Raw genomic sequence first — 15,793 nt, 5'->3', positions numbered from 1 at the left:
TAGTCGACTTGCCATGACAGTTCCGCGTTGTCCTCACAGTTTTGAAGTTAGCCGTGACAGTTAGACGATTTGTCCTTACAGTTAGTCGACTTGCCATGACAGTTCCGGATGCCCTCACAGTTTTGAAGTTAGCCGTGACAGTTTGATGACTTGCCCTTACAGTTAGTCGACTTGTCATGACAGTTCCGTGTTGCCCTCACAGTTTCGAAGTTAGCCGTGACAGTTAGACGATTTGTCCTCACAGTTAGTCGACTTGCCATGACGGTTCCGTGTTGCCCTTACAGTTCGTTAGCTTGCCATCACAGTCTCACGACCAGCCCCATAGCTCGACACCAGATCTCCTTCGCCACACAAGGAGATCATTTTTTTATCCCCATGAAAAAAGGGAAACTGTTACGAATGTCGAAATAAGTAGATAGAGAAGAAATAAGGGGGAATTAGCAATGGAAAAACGTAAACTGGAAGTAGCTGACCTATTTAAATTACAGTCTGTGACGGATCCGCAATTAGCGCCGAATGGCAAGGAAGCAGTGTTTGTGAAAACGCATATTGATGAGGAAGACAATAAATATATAGCGAATTTATTTCACGTAGATCTGGAATCGAACGAAGTGACGCAGTGGACGCATGGCAAAGGGGCAATTTCATCACCTGAATGGTCTTCAGATGGGAAAAAAATCGCCTTTTTATCGGACCGGGAAGAGAAGAACCAGTTGTTCATCCTACAGGCAAGAGGTGGGGAAGCACAGAAAGTAACCACATTTGAAAAAGGCGTTTCGGGTTTCCTTTGGTCGCCGTGCGGCAAGAAAATTTGGGTGGACGCAGTCGTGAAAGAAGGCAAGACGTTTACAGATAAAGAAGAAAAGGACGAAAAGAAAAAGCCGCAGCCGTACCGTGCCACGAAAATGAAATACCAGATGGACGGGGCGGGCTTGTTGCCACAAGATACGTACAAACAAATCGGCCTTGTTGACATCGAAACGGGAGAGGTAACGCAGTTCACTGAGGGGAATTTCCAACATGGATTGCAAGCCATATCGCATGATGGAAAGAAATTAATTATCGGCGTCAACCGAAAGGATAATTTGGATTTCGAGTTCCGTCAACCGCTAGTAATTGTCGACGTTGAAACGAAAGAAGAAACGGTTCTTGTCGATGAAGAGGGCTATTTCGGTGGCGCCCAATTTTCATTTGATGACCGTTACATCGCATACGTTGGTTCAGACCGGACATTCGAAAATGCGACGCACAGCACTTTGTACGTCTATGACACGGAAGACGGTATGCGCATGAATTTGACGGAAAGCATCGACGCACCGGTTGGGGATGCAGCAGTTGCGGATCATCAGCAAGGGGCGGGGGCACCGTCAGCAGTTTGGACAAAGGATAACTATCTCTATTTCCAACTGTCGACAATGGGCGATATCCGTCTGTACTTTGCGTCACTCGAAGGCGAGTTATATCCCGCAACACCTGAAAATGAGCATGTATACGGTTATGATATTTCAGCCGACGGCGAGTTTGCTCTCGTTGCAGTCAGCAATGCCATTAATCCGGGAGAGCTATATAAACAGACAATCGCAACCGGGGAACGACAAGCCATCACTTCATTCAACACAACGTATTTGGAGGAAGTTGAACTTGTTGAACCGGAAGCAATCGTCTATAAAGGCGCAACCAATTGGGACGTGCATGGTTGGCTAATGAAACCGGCGGGCTACGTTGAAGGGACTAATTATCCGCTAATCGTCGAAATTCACGGCGGTCCGCACGCAATGTATGCGAATACGTTTTTCCATGAGTTACAGCTATTGGCGGCGCAAGGATACGGGGTCCTCTACGTTAATCCACGCGGAAGCCATGGCTATAGCCAGGAATTCGTAGATGCAGTACGAGGAGATTACGGTGGCGGAGATTATGAAGATATTATGGCTGGCCTTGACTATGTTTGTAAAGAAAATAGCTGGATCGACACGAACCGACTTGGTGTAACAGGTGGGAGCTATGGCGGTTTCATGACGAACTGGATCGTTGGCCATTCTGATCGTTTCAAAGCAGCTGTCACGCAACGTTCGATTTCTAACTGGATCAGTTTCTTTGGCGTATCCGATATTGGTTACTACTTCAGCGATTGGCAAATCGGTGCTGACATGACCGACGTTGACAAGCTGTGGGAACATTCACCGCTGAAATATGCGAAACACGTTGAGACTCCGCTGTTAATTTTACACTCGGAAAAGGATTTCCGTTGCCCGATTGAACAAGCAGAGCAGCTATACATCACATTAAAAAGCATGGGGAAAGAAACGGAATTTGTCCGCTTCCCAGACGCAAATCATAACTTATCGCGCACGGGTACACCGAACCTGCGCATTGCAAGGCTCGATGAGATAACAGGCTGGTTCGCGAAATATCTATAATTGATTCGGAGGAATATGATTGAGTTATACAAATGAGGGCGTAACAATACGTCCAATCCAAGAACAAGATTTACACCGCATGTGGGAACTCAGTTTCAAAGATGAAAACCCTGAATGGAAAAAGTGGGATGCACCCTATTATGAACATCAGACAATGACGTACGAAGCGTTTCTGGAAAGGCGCGATAAAATCGTTGCACAGGACGATTATTGGGGCATCGAAGTGGATGGCGAATTGATCGGCATGGTTAGTTATTACTGGGAACATAAGCCGTCCCTTTGGCTGGAGATGGGGATTGTCATTTATGAACCACAGTATTGGAGCGGCGGCTATGGAACGAAAGCGTTCACGATGTGGATTGATCATTTATTCAATGAAATGCCACTGGTTCGTGTCGGCTATACGACGTGGTCAGGTAATGAGCGTATGATTAAAGTCGGCGAAAAACTGGGCATGACGATGGAAGCGCGGTTGCGGAAAGTGCGTTATTGGAACGGGACTTACTATGATTCGATTCGGATGGGTATTCTCCGCGAAGAATGGGAATCCCGACTTTCATGAGGTGGTCGAAGTTGAAACAGATGGCGGAGGGTTTGCTGTGTGAGTCACTGAAAGGGCGGGTACATTATCAGGCAATCATTCATCGAAAAAGTCATGACCAGACAAGCAGTTTTCGTGTGACATTAGATGGAAAAGAGATTGGCTGGGCATCGGATATTCCATACGCGATGGAACTGAATCGACGCAGTGACGATTTACGGGACGAGCGACAATTAAATCCGTTTCCTTGGCACCTCCATTGGCGGGAATTGGAACAATCTGAAGACTATAAAGCCTATCATCGTGCGTATACGGATACTGAAACGAAAATGATTGCTGACGAAGTTTTCCCGGCATGGGATGTGAAAGAACTATTATTCGATTACGTTCATATGCCGTTTGAAGAAGCGATTGTTCATGAGCATCCGTTTGTCAGAGCGATTAGCTTATTCGATAGGCGGTTTGGAAAGAGAAGACTCGCAGAAATCGATTCTGAAAAGGAAAGCGGATTGGTCAAGGCATTTTACGAAATTCGTATAGAAGCAGATTCAAAAGAATAACTAGATAAGTTGAAATAAAGAATTCCATTGAACCGCTGAGGCTACCCTTGTTAAGGCGCCTTCGCTTAATCTATACACCGGATTCAATACTTCAATTTATACAGGCAGCCATTCCGGAAACTCGGAATGGCTGTTTGTATGTCAGGATTTAGTTAGGGATTTGGGCGTAACGAGAGGGACTTATGATTGTTTATCGAGCTATATGATTGGTTGGGGAGGGGATATGATCGTTAACCGAGCGATATGATTGGTTGGGGAGGGGATATGATCGTTTATCGAGTTATATGATTGGTCGAGGAAGGATATGATCGTTCCACCAAGTCATACAATCATTCAACAAAACAATGTCTGCTTACTCACTTTACAAACTCAAATTCCTCGCATACAATAAAAGTGAGTACTCACTCACTATAGCGAAAGGGGTGTTAAGGATGGAACAACCAAAGACGTGTGTATCGATTCGTCACGTATCAAAAAGCTATAAGAAACACCATGTGTTAGAGGACATTAACTTAGATATTCTCGAAGGGGAAATTTTTGGTCTGCTCGGTCCATCTGGCGCAGGGAAAACGACGTTAGTTAAACAACTAACAGGCTTGGATACACCAACTTCAGGGGAAAGTTATTTATTTCAAACGAAAATGCCTTCATTAAAATTAATTACCAGCATTGGTTACATGGCGCAATCGGATGCGCTGTATGAAGATCTTTCAGCAAAAGAAAACTTGCAATTTTTCTCGTCCTTATATGGCCTGAAAGGTGAAAAACAAACGCGTAGAATAACAGAAGTGATGGAGCTTGTACAACTTTCAGGCGATCTGAAAAAACTAGTTTCCAACTTCTCTGGTGGCATGAAACGCCGGCTTTCATTAGCAATCGCATTACTTCATGAACCAAAAATCTTAATCCTCGATGAGCCGACTGTTGGCATTGATCCCGTTCTACGAAAAAGCATTTGGGAAGCCTTTTACAAATTAAAACAAAATGGAACGACAATCATTGTGACGACGCACGTAATGGATGAGGCTGACAAATGCGATCGACTTGGATTGATTCGCGGTGGCAGTCTAATTGCAGTTGGAACGCCTGATGAATTGAAAGAAATGACGAATTCAACAACGATTGAGGAAGCTTTCCTTTTTTACGGAGGTGCAAAAGAATGAGAGTTTTCGCATTGACACAACGAATTTTACGGCAAATAGTACGTGACAAACGGACAATGGGATTGCTTATTGTTGCGCCAATTCTAGTGTTGACGATGCTCCACCTGGTATTCAACGGAGGAGACTACACACCGAAAATAGGCTTCGTTGATGTCCCTGATGCAGTTATTGAACAGATGGATTTAGACGGAGCAGATGTCACCACATACAGCGATGAAAAAAGCGCAAAAGCTGATTTAGCCGAGCAAACGATTGATGGCTACCTAACACTTAAAAACAACGAGCCCACCGTCGTTCTTGAGGGAAGCGACCCGAGTGTTGCTGGTGCCACGATGAAATGGCTTCACCAAGCAATGCCGACTGGACAGGAAAACGCTAATAATCCGCAGTTGGAAATCGACTACTTACACGGTTCTAGCGACATGGGGACGTTTGATTATTTCGGGCCCGTTCTTCTCGGATTTTTCGTCTTCTTCTTTGTCTTTTTGATTGCAGGAGTATCGTTTTTACGAGAACGGACAACGGGCACGCTTGAACGGTTACTCGCAAGTCCATTACGAAAATGGGAAATCGTAATGGGTTATGTGTTTGGCTTCGGAATATTCACGATGATTCAATCCACCATTATTGCTGCTTACGCGATTTATGTACTCGGAATGATGATGGAAGGCGCATTCGGCTATGTATTACTGATTACCTTGCTGCTCGCTTTAACAGCGCTCACGCTCGGTATTTTACTATCTTCATTCGCCAAAAATGAACTCCAAATGATACAGTTCATCCCAATCATCGTTATCCCACAAATCTTCTTTTCTGGATTATTTAATTTGGATACCATCTCGAAGTGGCTGAGCTGGGTTGGCCCATTCACGCCTTTGTATTACGCGGCGGATGCATTACGCGATATAATGGTCAGAGGATATGGATGGGGCGCTATTTACATGGATATTTTAGCGTTAGCAGGATTCTCTTTACTGTTTATCATAGTAAACATCCTGGCCCTGCGAAAATACCGTAAAATCTAACAGAAATGATTGACGAAAAGGGAGTTCAGCATGACAAAAGAGGATCAAATGATCGAGGAAATGTTCAATCAAAAAGGTGATTTAACAGAGCGGCAAAAGAAAATAGTAGCCGCAGCGATTGAATCATTCGCTGAAAAAGGCTATTCCGCCACGTCAACAAAGGAAATTGCTCAAAAAGCTGGAGTAGCCGAAGGAACGATTTTCAGACATTATAAAACGAAAAAAGAGTTACTGATGTCCATTGTCACACCGATGATGATCAAATTGATGGCGCCGATAATTATAAAGGATATCAATAAAGTACTGAATCATGACCATGAAACATTTGAGGACTTTGTAAGAGCGATGATCGATAATCGTAGAAAGTTCCTAAAAAGTAATCTTAAAATCATCAAAATCTTCATTCAGGAAATCCCTTTTCATCCAGAGTTAAAAGAACAATTCATAGAGCATGTCGGCAGCAAAGTCTTTACGCGGCTTAGGCAAATTATTGAACATTACCAGGATAAAGGGCAAATTATCAAACTGCCCATCGATACCGTCCTTCGCTTAACGGGCTCGACAATCATCGGCTATTTTGTGACTCGATATGCTCTATTACCTAATGCCGATTGGGATGACGAAGCGGAGGTCGACTTGACTATTCAGTTTTTGATGAAAGGATTGGTGCCGGAGGAATGACATGGTGAGTGCATAATTAACTGCACCATTGTCAACTATGTACTTAGGCATAGCCAGACTTAAGTAGAGGTAAATAGATAAGGAATTCATTAGGTCATTTAGCTGAGGATAATCCATTACAGAAATGATATGATAAATGGGAAATGGTGGATGCGTTCGTGAAACATATCTATCAACACTGGAGCGTGAGAAAATGGCACTTTACAATGTCATGGAAGAAATCGTTCGCGATGTATTGTTGCAATATAAAGACCAACTGCAACTGACGTGTCAATGTGAGCGATGCTTTAACGATATAATGGCAATCGCGCTTAATGAATTGCCTCCGCGCTATATTGCGAATGAGGAATATGGACCATACGTCAGGGCGGCACATGTAGCGGATCGGCAAGGTGCTACGAATATTATATTGATCGTTACGAAAGCGGCCACCTTTGTTTCAAATAATCCACGCTGCCCGGTGATGAATCCTGTTACTTCTAAAACAACTGTATAATACCCAAAAGCCTGTCGTACCTCTGAGGGGGACGACAGGCTTTTGATCGTTATACAAAAAATAAGAAAGGCTTCATATCGCACAAACACTCAGTGCTTCCTTATTTCCCCTTAAAAACAGGCTTGCGCTTCTCGGAAAATGCATTTAATGCTTCAATGCGGTCTTCAGTTGGAATCGTAAGTTCATACGCTTTCCGTTCAATCGCAAGTCCGGTCTGCAAGTCCACGTTCATGCCGTGTTTAATCGCAAATTTCGCCTGCTGTAAGGCAATTGGGCCATTTGCAAGGATTGAATCTGCAAAGTCAGCTGTCTCCTGAACAAGATTTTCCGGCGTTGTAATTTTCGTGAGGACACCATAGCTATGTGCTTCGGCCGCTGACATTCTGCGTGCTGTCAAAATAAGTTCAAGCGCTTTCGCTTCGCCAATTAAACGCGGAAGACGCTGCGTTCCACCCGCTCCTGGAATAATTGCAAGTCCCGTTTCCGTCAATCCCATAAGTGCAGTGTCAGCCGCAATCCGGAAATCGCAAGCCAGCGCAAGTTCCATGCCACCCCCGAAAGCAAAGCCGTTCATCATTGCAATCGTAGGTTGTGGCAAGTTCTCAATCGAAGAGAACACTTCTCCAATTTTATAAAGATTCCGCTTCACTTGCAGGTCTGTAAGTGTTTTTCTTTCTTTTAGATCAGCCCCAACGCTGAAGGCACGATCACCAGAACCCGTAAAAATAATGGCGCGGATATCTGGATTAATGCGAATCGACTCTGTGATTTGCCCCAGTTCAACCAACATATCGTAGTTAAATGCATTCATTGCTCCCGGACGATTGAGCGTCACGAAAGCGAGATTCCCCTTTTGTTCATAATGGATTGCTTCCATATAAAACCCCTCCTTGAATAAAACCTATTGATAACTAGAAGATACCATTATTCATGGTCTGTTGCTATTTTTATTGATATATAAGATGAGCAAATGAATATCTATATAAAATGAGCGTTGCCCCCCTAGCGACGGAGCGAATTTAATGGAGTTCTTTATTTCAACATATATCGTGTTTTTTTATCGTTATAGTGGTAAAATAGCGGTTTTTTGCTATACTACAAGAAATGGGGTGCGTAGTATGAACGATATAAATACATTCGTTGGCAGACAGCCAATATTGGACCAACATGGCGACATCTATGGCTACGAATTGCTCTATAGAAATAGTTATAAGAACTTTTTTCCAAATGTGAACCCTGAACAAGCGACAATTGGCTTACTCGTTAATACATTCCTGACAATAGGAATCGAGAAAGTGGCAGGGAACAGATTGTCATTCATCAATTTTACAGGAGAATTACTTGCTCAAGATATTTTTTCAAGCCTTGACCCTGAACAAGTCGTCATTGAAGTTTTGGAAAACGTTGAGATTACCCCCTCGCTCCTAACTAAAATGCGGTTGTTGAAAGAGACAGGCTTTAAAATAGCATTAGATGATTTTATCCTGCAGGAACAATATAGTATACATAGTGAATTGTTCGAAATTGTCGATTTCATAAAAGTAGATTACTTAAATACGACACCAGCCGAGCGATTAGAAATCGAGAAGGTCATTAAACAGTATCCTGCTATCATAATGCTTGCGGAAAAAATCGAAACGGAAGAACAATTCAAGGTGGCGAAAGCATCTGGCTACAAATTGTTTCAAGGGTATTTCTTCTCCAAACCGGAAATTGTCACGGGAATCGAAATTCCATCGAATGTCAGTCTCCATTTTCAAATAATCGAGCGTCTTCATACTGAACCACCAAATATCGATGAAATCACGGAGCTCATCATGCACGATATTTCACTGTCCTATAAATTGCTAAGGCTGATTAACACCCTTGCATTCGGAGTGCCGAAACGGATTAGTTCCATTAAACAAGCCATCGTTCTCATCGGATTGCGTGAAACGAAAAGATGGGTACAAGTCCTTGCTTTGCGCGAACTCGGGGAAGGGTCAGGGAATGGTCGCACACAAGCGCTTGCTGATTATTCGCTGACACGGGCAAAAATGTGTGAACTCCTCGCGAAACATGATGGCAAGAAAAATCCCGAAGAATATTTCTTTGCGGGCATGTTTTCACTAATTGACGTCATCATGAAGCGCGACTGGGATGCAATCTTACAACTCATTCCATTGTCTGACGAAGTAGCGCTTACAGTAAAAGGGGAACGGACAGAAATCACGCCGTATCTTCAAATTGCTGAAGCCGTTGAGCGCTTTGACTGGCTACGTATCGAGCAACTGATCACGGAAATGGGAATCACACAAGCGGAATTGAGCAAATGTACGTTAGAAGCACACCGTTGGACACAGCGTTTGCAGTATTCGAATACAACTCCCTGATTTAAGTGTACGAAAGGTGGGGGGGATTTACTTTACTGCTGTCACAACGTTTTTTTAAAAAAGTTAACGTTGCGGGCACTTAGTACGATAAATTGTATGACTATGCTGCAACACACACCGTAAAAGATATTTATCTAAAAGAGTAACCACCTACAATCCTGGCAGGGAGAAGGCGGTTACTTTTTTTGTTGGTCGCGATTGCTTTGGCTAGGAATCGACCAAATTGAAAACGTATATTCATTTATTAACAAAGCGAAGGCGCCTTTCAAGGGGTAGCCAACCGAACAACGAAGAGTTCGGTTTGTATAATTTCTGCGTTCTTTGCAGAAATTATACAGTTAATGCCAAGAGGCTATTCCATATAGGTTAAAGGATACCTCATCTGGCTTAGGGCGGGCACTGAAAAAGTACGATTTCCTTCAATATCGTTGATTTCCGTTCCGAGCGGACGCTTTCCGCGGGCACGGCTTCAGCCTCCTCGTCACTGCGTTCCTGCGGGGTCTTCAGCTCGCGCTGTTCCCGCCGGAGTCGCCGCTCTTCACTACAATCAACTAGTACGTACTATAAAAAAGAACTTTTTCAGTGGCTTCGGCTTAGGGCGGGAGGCATCCCCGAGCGCCAAAGCGGATTCAATGGGATTACATATATACGCACTTCATTCCCACCACATACACTTTCACATTCCCATTTCACTTCAATTCACGTAGAATAGGGGTAGGAGCTGATTTAACATTGAAAACAGCAATTGTTACGGATAGCACGGCATATTTACCAGCAGCTTTAATGGAAGAATTGGATATTCATATGATTCCACTAACAGTTGCGCTTAACGGCATTATGTATGATGAAGAAATTGATATTCGTTCAACCGATTTTTACGATAAAGTACGCGGGGATGGACCGCTCCCAAAGACCTCACAGCCGCCAATCGGCAAATTCATTGAACTGTTCGAGTCGTTAAAAGACACATATGACGCGGTCATTTCCATCCATCTATCGAGTGGTATTAGCGGCACATATGCAGGTGCTCAACAAGCCGGTAAGATGGTGGAAGGCATCGAAGTAGTCACATTCGACTCCGAAATCTCATGTTATTTACAAGGATTTTACGTACTCCGTGCGGCAGAACTTGCCAAAGAAGGAGCGTCACCAGACGTAATCATGGCTGAGCTAGATGAAATGAAAAAGACCATGCGCGCTTATTTCATGGTGGACGACCTCACACATCTGCAACGGGGCGGTAGACTTTCCGCTGCACAAGCGCTGATTGGCGGACTTCTTCAAGTGAAGCCAATCCTCCACTTTCAGGACAAAGTAATCGTTCCATATGAAAAAATCCGCACACGTAAAAAAGCGATGAGACGGATTGTGGACATGTTGGTGGAGGATGCAGCGGAAATGCCACTCGAGGCGGCAATCATTCATGCCAACCGACCAGAAGATGCCGAAGTATGGCACGCGGCACTTTCAGCACAGTTGCCAGACGTCAAATTCACCATTAGCCACTTTGGACCCGTCATCGGCACACATCTTGGGGAAGCATCAATGGGACTTGGTTGGGTGAAAAGAAGAACACCATAAAAAGAAACACATTTGGAGGTGTTGCAAATGACCATTACATTCGATCCGTCAGTCAGGGACTTCCTGGCTGGCCGTATTTGGCTTCGCTCGCACACCCCTTTTCCAACTGAAACAATCGACGCACACATCGTTTCCGAGTTTATCAAAACCATTCAAGGCATCCAATCAACCAAAGCATTTGCCAATCAAACACAGTACTTCTGCAACCGATGTGAAAACGACACACAAGCGCGCTTCACAACATTCGACTGTGCAAAATGCGAAGGACCTTGCACCTATTGTCGGCATTGCCTAAAAATGGGGCGTGTGTCAACATGCACTGAACTCATCGTCTGGAACGCAGAACCACCGACCTATCCGACAGACCACATCATCGCTTGGCAAGGTACACTGACAACGCGCCAACAGCAAGCATCTGACGAACTAACACGAAGTAATACAAAACGCATCCCGCATCTCATTCACGCAGTCTGCGGTTCTGGAAAAACAGAAATCTTATTCGAACCAATCCACAAACTGCTGCTAGCAGGTAACCGTGTTTGCATCGCAGCACCCCGCGTAGACGTCATTCTTGAACTCGAACCACGCCTGCGCGCAGCATTTCCGCAAACTGCAATCGAAGCATTATACGGAGGTTCAAAATCAACAACAGAATCCTCACCCCAACTCATTCTCGCAACGACCCATCAGTTATACCGATTCCGTCACGCTTTCGATGCCATTTTTGTCGATGAAGCAGATGCCTTCCCCTACACAGCTGAGGAAACATTGAGACGAGCGGTTCAAAAAGCAGCGAAACCTGGAGCACCCGTCCATTTCGTCACGGCCACACCATCAGACAAACTCCTAGCAGACATCAAACGAACAGGACAAGTGTCAACGATCGACCGTCGCTACCACGGACACCCATTACCCGTTCCGCGGAGTGAGACATTATGGAATTACACGAAACAGATCCAAAAAGGCAAACTACCCAAAAAACTCGCCAACTGGACAGCTGATCGACTTAAGCGGCAAGAACCGTTCCTCATCTTTTTCCATCACATAGGACTCATGGAACAAGCGGAACCATTATTCCAACAGCTAGACGCACGTATTCACGCGGTCCATGCCTCGCACCCAGACCGAAAACAGCACGTCCAAGCACTGCGTGATAAAGAAGTACCTGGCCTTCTCACAACAACAATTCTAGAACGCGGCATCACAATCCCGAATGTTCAAGTTGCCGTCGTCGGGGCAGAACAGCTCATATTCAACAAAGGTGCACTCATTCAAATTGGCGGCCGTGTCGGGCGTTCCGCGCAACGTCCATCAGGTGATTTCGTCCTCTTTCATCACGGCATCACATATGCAATGGACGAAGCGAAAAACGAAATCATTCAGTTGAATAAAGGAAGTGTCCGCACATGAACAGTTGCCAGCTCTGTGAAACGCCGATTGCAGAAAAACCGTCCTGGAAAGCACTACTTGCACTCGAACAACAAACAGAAATTTGCCAAGACTGTTCAAAAAAGTTCCAACGTGCCGACATAAAAGAAGAAGAACCATTTTTGGATCAAATCACTTCACTTTACACATATAACGAAGCAATGCGAGAATACCTGCACCAATACAAATTCCTTCAAGACGTTGCATTAGCAAGCGTCTTCGCGAATGAACTGCGTGCCCTCTTAAAAGGAAACGCAACAATCGTTCCAATCCCGATGCATCCAGAAAGAAGAATTCAGCGGACATTTGCTCATGTTGATGAACTATTGAAAATTGCACGTATTCCTTTTACGCATCTACTTGAAAAAACAGGAACTGAAGCAATGGGCGAGAAATCGAAGGCTCAACGTCTTGCGATGGAGCCTTTATTCAAATTGAAACAGGGAACGGCAATTCAACCAAGCACGTACATACTAGTAGATGATATCTATACAACCGGTACTACGCTCCGTCATGCGGCTACTGTCTTAAAAGAGGCAGGTGCCACACGTGTCGATGCGGTTACACTAATTCGAGCTGAGCAATGAATTAATAGGAGATGAACAATATGGCTGAACTACGAGACTGCCCGAAATGTGGCGATTTTTTTAACTATACGGGTTTACGGGACGTTTGCGCGAAGTGCGCTGTGAGCGAAGAAAAAATGTATGAAGAAGTTTATCGTTTCTTAAGACGACGTGAAAACAGGGCGGCAACAATTGAACGGATAGTTGAAGCAACGGGCGTAACGGAAACTTTACTTCACCAATGGGTACGTAAAGGCCGACTTCAGCCTGCATTATTTCCGAATCTTGGTTACCCATGTGACAATTGCGGCAAGCTGACGAACACAGGGAAGTTATGTGTTGGTTGTACAGCTGACATTAAAAATGAGCTTAGAACGTTTGAGGCGGCGAAGGAATTCAGAGAAGCGGTCGACGCAAATGACAAAGCAACTTACCATGCAGATCGTAAACTAAAATAAAAATGAACCGGTAGTTTTCGGACTAACCGGTTTTTTCGTTCGAAAGACCCTAAACGTTTACGAACTTATGCCGAAATAAAGAATAGAGCATAACGTAGTGCATAAGCTACTAACGAAAGGAGCGAGAATAAATGAAAATCCAAAAATTTAATGTACCTGCCGTCAACCCGTACAAAACAAACCAGTTAAAAGCGGAACAGTCAGAGCAGAAAACGAAAATGAAAACCGATAAACTCGAAATTTCATCCGAAGCAAAAAAACTTTCGGAAACGTCCACATTTACAGTGGGGCGCAATGAGCGTGTCCAAGAACTAAAAGCGCAAGTCCAAGCGGGAACATACGAAGTCAATCCTGAACAGCTCGCCTCCAACTTGGTTAAGTACTTCAAACCGTAAAAACTGATTGGATGAAAGTAGGAGGAAAACATGTCTATCACAACCATCCTGACGTCACTTAACAACCTGGAAAAACTTCATAGAAGCTTACTCCGGATCGCGTACGACAAGACGGCAGTTATCAAAAACGGCGACATGGAAGGACTCGATCAATTGTTGAAAGACGAGCAATCCCATTTGGCAGCTATCATCCAAATGGATGGCATCAGACAACGGGATGTGGCGCAGTATTTGGCTGATCAAGGACGATCAGCATCACTCAATCCTACCGTCACCGACTTGCTCGACGTCGTACCGGAAGCGGACAACAAAAGCCTTGAGGAGGCGAGGGACCGTCTCCTGCATGCGATTCACGACTTGAAATGGCAAAATGATCTGAACCAGAAGCTGACCTACCAGTCCCTTCAGTTCGTGAATCTGTCGCTGGACATAGTCCGACCACGTTCGGAATCAGTTAACTACTCAAAAACCGAAATCAGCGGACAAAAAATATCAAAAGAACAACCATCTTTTGATTCAAATGCCTGAGGGGGAAAATAATGTCTACATTTATGGGACTTGAAACAAGCAAACGCGGCTTGTTCACACAGCAATCCGCTCTGTATACAACAGGACACAACATCAGTAACGCCAACACACTCGGCTACTCACGACAGCGTGTCAATATGGAAGCAACAGCAGGATTCCCTGGCACGGGCCTAAGTGCCGGCACAATGCCCGGATTCCTCGGAACAGGTGTCCAAGCGGGCTCTATCCAGCGTATTCGTGATGGTTTTGTCGACCAGCAATACAGACAAGAATCCAATAAACTAGGTTACTGGGATTCTCAAACAAAAGCGATTTCTCAAATGGAAGATGTCTTGAATGAACCTTCTGCATACGGGCTTCAGAAATCACTCAGCGAATTTTGGCAATCGTTGCAGGACCTTGCCGTCAACCCTGAAAACGGGGGTGCACGCGCGGTTGTCGTACAGCGCGGTCAAGCAGTTGCCGATTCATTCAACCACATGCACAAATCATTGACAGAAATCCAGACAAACCTTGGTACAGAAATTGATGTATCTGCAGGTCAAGTCAACTCCATCCTTAAACAGATTTCAGAGCTAAATACACAAATTCAGCAAGTCGAACCAAACGGCTATTTACCGAATGACTTGTACGATGCTCGCGATGCACTTTTGGATGAACTATCCGGCTATTTCCCGATTGAAACGAACTATGAAAAATCGGGTGGACGGGCATCGGCGGTTGCTGAAGGTTCGGTGACAGTGACATTGAAATTGAAAGACGGAACGAAAGTGGAACTAGTCAATGGCAGTGAGCATGCAAAGTTAGAAACGAATCCATCTTCTCTTCACGACGTTTCAACGAATGAGAATAACTCAATTACAGGTTTGAAAATAACTCAACCTAATGGAACGACAGTAGATGCGAAACATTCAAATCTCCTTGATGTAGGAAAAGTGAAGTCACTGATGAATGCATACGGAACTGTAGATACAGATACAAATGGAGTTCCGATTCCAGATACAACTAAAGGTCTTTACCCTAAAATGATTGCTGAGTTAAACAAAATTGCTGCAGCTTTCGGAGATCAGATGAACATCGTTCATACAAGTGGAACAGATATCAATGGAGTCAAAGGTGGTAATTTCTTTGATACAAAAGGTCCTGGTCCATTTACAGCCGGTAATATTTTTGTGTCTGAAGCCCTCATGAAAGATTCTAATTTACTCGCGGCATCGGACTCTACAGGGGCTGAAGAGGGGAACGGTAAGAATGCAAAAAATCTTGCGAATGTTCAGTTTGCCGCTTCCGCAACACTAGGCGGATCAACCCTCCAAACCTACTTCCAAGGTGTAATAGGCCAACTTGGAGTAGACGGCCAACAGGCCGAACGCATGACATTCAACTCGGCAACACTACTTGGTGCAGTCGAACACAGACGTGCTTCCATAAGTTCCGTTTCCTTAGATGAAGAAATGACAGATATGATCAGATTCCAACAAGCATACAACGCATCCGCTCGTATGATTACCGTCGTCGACGAAACCCTCGACAAAATTATCAACGGCATGGGCCGAGTAGGAATGTAAGAAAGGAGCAA

General features: G+C 44.5%; 16 protein-coding genes. 15 read left to right on the top strand and 1 reads right to left on the bottom strand.

What is annotated here, in order from left to right; translation table 11 throughout:
- Nucleotides 1-443 precede the first annotated feature (443 nt).
- From ACGLYD_RS14290 to ACGLYD_RS14260, 7 genes are all read left to right on the top strand, one after another.
- A complete protein-coding gene (locus tag ACGLYD_RS14290) occupies nucleotides 444-2,420 on the top strand; it encodes a S9 family peptidase (RefSeq protein ID WP_399628652.1) in 1,977 nt (658 codons plus the stop codon).
- 79 nt (nucleotides 2,421-2,499) lie between these two features.
- Nucleotides 2,500-2,982, top strand: coding sequence for a GNAT family N-acetyltransferase (locus ACGLYD_RS14285; RefSeq protein ID WP_399633246.1), 483 nt, complete (start codon nucleotides 2,500-2,502; stop codon nucleotides 2,980-2,982).
- A gap of 11 nt (nucleotides 2,983-2,993) precedes the next feature.
- Nucleotides 2,994-3,521, top strand: coding sequence for a hypothetical protein (locus tag ACGLYD_RS14280; RefSeq protein WP_399628649.1), 528 nt, complete (start codon nucleotides 2,994-2,996; stop codon nucleotides 3,519-3,521).
- Between the two features lie 431 nt (nucleotides 3,522-3,952).
- The gene (locus ACGLYD_RS14275) at nucleotides 3,953-4,684 is read left to right on the top strand and encodes an ABC transporter ATP-binding protein (protein ID WP_342538896.1); all 732 of its coding nucleotides are present in this window, start codon (nucleotides 3,953-3,955) and stop codon (nucleotides 4,682-4,684) included.
- Nucleotides 4,681-5,709: an ABC transporter permease gene (locus ACGLYD_RS14270; RefSeq protein ID WP_399628646.1), complete on the top strand. Its 1,029-nt coding sequence runs from the start codon at nucleotides 4,681-4,683 to the stop codon at nucleotides 5,707-5,709. The genes ACGLYD_RS14275 and ACGLYD_RS14270 overlap by 4 nt, the downstream gene beginning before the upstream one ends.
- A gap of 30 nt (nucleotides 5,710-5,739) precedes the next feature.
- A complete protein-coding gene (locus ACGLYD_RS14265; RefSeq protein WP_399628642.1) occupies nucleotides 5,740-6,390 on the top strand; it encodes a TetR/AcrR family transcriptional regulator in 651 nt (216 codons plus the stop codon).
- Between the two features lie 193 nt (nucleotides 6,391-6,583).
- Entirely contained in the window at nucleotides 6,584-6,886 is a 303-nt protein-coding gene (locus ACGLYD_RS14260) for a late competence development ComFB family protein (RefSeq protein WP_399628639.1), read from the top strand.
- A gap of 100 nt (nucleotides 6,887-6,986) precedes the next feature.
- On the opposite strand, the gene ACGLYD_RS14255 is transcribed toward ACGLYD_RS14260, so the two are convergent.
- Nucleotides 6,987-7,763, bottom strand: coding sequence for an enoyl-CoA hydratase-related protein (locus ACGLYD_RS14255; RefSeq protein ID WP_342538892.1), 777 nt, complete (start codon nucleotides 7,761-7,763; stop codon nucleotides 6,987-6,989).
- 241 nt (nucleotides 7,764-8,004) lie between these two features.
- Between ACGLYD_RS14255 and ACGLYD_RS14250 the strand changes: the two genes are divergently transcribed.
- From ACGLYD_RS14250 to flgK, 8 genes are all read left to right on the top strand, one after another.
- Nucleotides 8,005-9,258, top strand: coding sequence for an EAL and HDOD domain-containing protein (locus ACGLYD_RS14250; protein WP_399628636.1), 1,254 nt, complete (start codon nucleotides 8,005-8,007; stop codon nucleotides 9,256-9,258).
- A gap of 732 nt (nucleotides 9,259-9,990) precedes the next feature.
- Entirely contained in the window at nucleotides 9,991-10,839 is an 849-nt protein-coding gene (locus tag ACGLYD_RS14245) for a DegV family protein (RefSeq protein ID WP_399628633.1), read from the top strand.
- Nucleotides 10,840-10,866: 27 nt separating this feature from the next.
- Nucleotides 10,867-12,249 (top strand): DEAD/DEAH box helicase, encoded by a 1,383-nt coding sequence (locus ACGLYD_RS14240; RefSeq protein ID WP_399628630.1) that lies wholly within the window; start codon nucleotides 10,867-10,869, stop codon nucleotides 12,247-12,249.
- Nucleotides 12,246-12,854 (top strand): ComF family protein, encoded by a 609-nt coding sequence (locus ACGLYD_RS14235; protein ID WP_399628628.1) that lies wholly within the window; start codon nucleotides 12,246-12,248, stop codon nucleotides 12,852-12,854. The genes ACGLYD_RS14240 and ACGLYD_RS14235 overlap by 4 nt, the downstream gene beginning before the upstream one ends.
- A gap of 20 nt (nucleotides 12,855-12,874) precedes the next feature.
- Nucleotides 12,875-13,291, top strand: a complete 417-nt coding sequence (locus ACGLYD_RS14230; RefSeq protein WP_399628625.1) for a TIGR03826 family flagellar region protein — start codon at nucleotides 12,875-12,877, stop codon at nucleotides 13,289-13,291.
- A 131-nt stretch (nucleotides 13,292-13,422) separates the two neighbouring features.
- On the top strand, nucleotides 13,423-13,686 hold the full coding sequence (flgM, locus tag ACGLYD_RS14225; RefSeq protein ID WP_399628623.1) for a flagellar biosynthesis anti-sigma factor FlgM: 264 nt from the start codon (nucleotides 13,423-13,425) through the stop codon (nucleotides 13,684-13,686).
- A 30-nt stretch (nucleotides 13,687-13,716) separates the two neighbouring features.
- Nucleotides 13,717-14,214 (top strand): flagellar protein FlgN, encoded by a 498-nt coding sequence (locus tag ACGLYD_RS14220; RefSeq protein WP_399628620.1) that lies wholly within the window; start codon nucleotides 13,717-13,719, stop codon nucleotides 14,212-14,214.
- An 11-nt stretch (nucleotides 14,215-14,225) separates the two neighbouring features.
- Nucleotides 14,226-15,782, top strand: coding sequence for a flagellar hook-associated protein FlgK (flgK, locus tag ACGLYD_RS14215; RefSeq protein WP_399628617.1), 1,557 nt, complete (start codon nucleotides 14,226-14,228; stop codon nucleotides 15,780-15,782).
- The last annotated feature ends 11 nt before the right edge of the window (nucleotides 15,783-15,793 follow it).

Origin of the sequence: Sporosarcina sp. SG10008, from assembly GCF_044569405.1 — a bacterium.
GTDB classification, from domain to species: domain Bacteria; phylum Bacillota; class Bacilli; order Bacillales_A; family Planococcaceae; genus Sporosarcina; species Sporosarcina psychrophila.
Note: the sequence above shows the minus strand (reverse complement) of the source record. Positions and strands in the feature narration are given on the sequence as shown.

Coding starts and splice junctions, on each gene's coding strand:
- ACGLYD_RS14270 (WP_399628646.1), top strand. CDS start 4,681: ATGAGAGTTTTCGCATTGACACAACGAATTTTACGGCAAATAGTACGT.
- ACGLYD_RS14260 (WP_399628639.1), top strand. CDS start 6,584: ATGGCACTTTACAATGTCATGGAAGAAATCGTTCGCGATGTATTGTTG.
- ACGLYD_RS14230 (WP_399628625.1), top strand. CDS start 12,875: ATGGCTGAACTACGAGACTGCCCGAAATGTGGCGATTTTTTTAACTAT.
- ACGLYD_RS14290 (WP_399628652.1), top strand. CDS start 444: ATGGAAAAACGTAAACTGGAAGTAGCTGACCTATTTAAATTACAGTCT.
- ACGLYD_RS14220 (WP_399628620.1), top strand. CDS start 13,717: ATGTCTATCACAACCATCCTGACGTCACTTAACAACCTGGAAAAACTT.
- ACGLYD_RS14265 (WP_399628642.1), top strand. CDS start 5,740: ATGACAAAAGAGGATCAAATGATCGAGGAAATGTTCAATCAAAAAGGT.
- ACGLYD_RS14285 (WP_399633246.1), top strand. CDS start 2,500: ATGTGGGAACTCAGTTTCAAAGATGAAAACCCTGAATGGAAAAAGTGG.
- ACGLYD_RS14240 (WP_399628630.1), top strand. CDS start 10,867: ATGACCATTACATTCGATCCGTCAGTCAGGGACTTCCTGGCTGGCCGT.
- ACGLYD_RS14275 (WP_342538896.1), top strand. CDS start 3,953: ATGGAACAACCAAAGACGTGTGTATCGATTCGTCACGTATCAAAAAGC.
- ACGLYD_RS14250 (WP_399628636.1), top strand. CDS start 8,005: ATGAACGATATAAATACATTCGTTGGCAGACAGCCAATATTGGACCAA.
- ACGLYD_RS14235 (WP_399628628.1), top strand. CDS start 12,246: ATGAACAGTTGCCAGCTCTGTGAAACGCCGATTGCAGAAAAACCGTCC.
- flgK (WP_399628617.1), top strand. CDS start 14,226: ATGTCTACATTTATGGGACTTGAAACAAGCAAACGCGGCTTGTTCACA.
- flgM (WP_399628623.1), top strand. CDS start 13,423: ATGAAAATCCAAAAATTTAATGTACCTGCCGTCAACCCGTACAAAACA.
- ACGLYD_RS14255 (WP_342538892.1), bottom strand. CDS start 7,763: ATGGAAGCAATCCATTATGAACAAAAGGGGAATCTCGCTTTCGTGACG.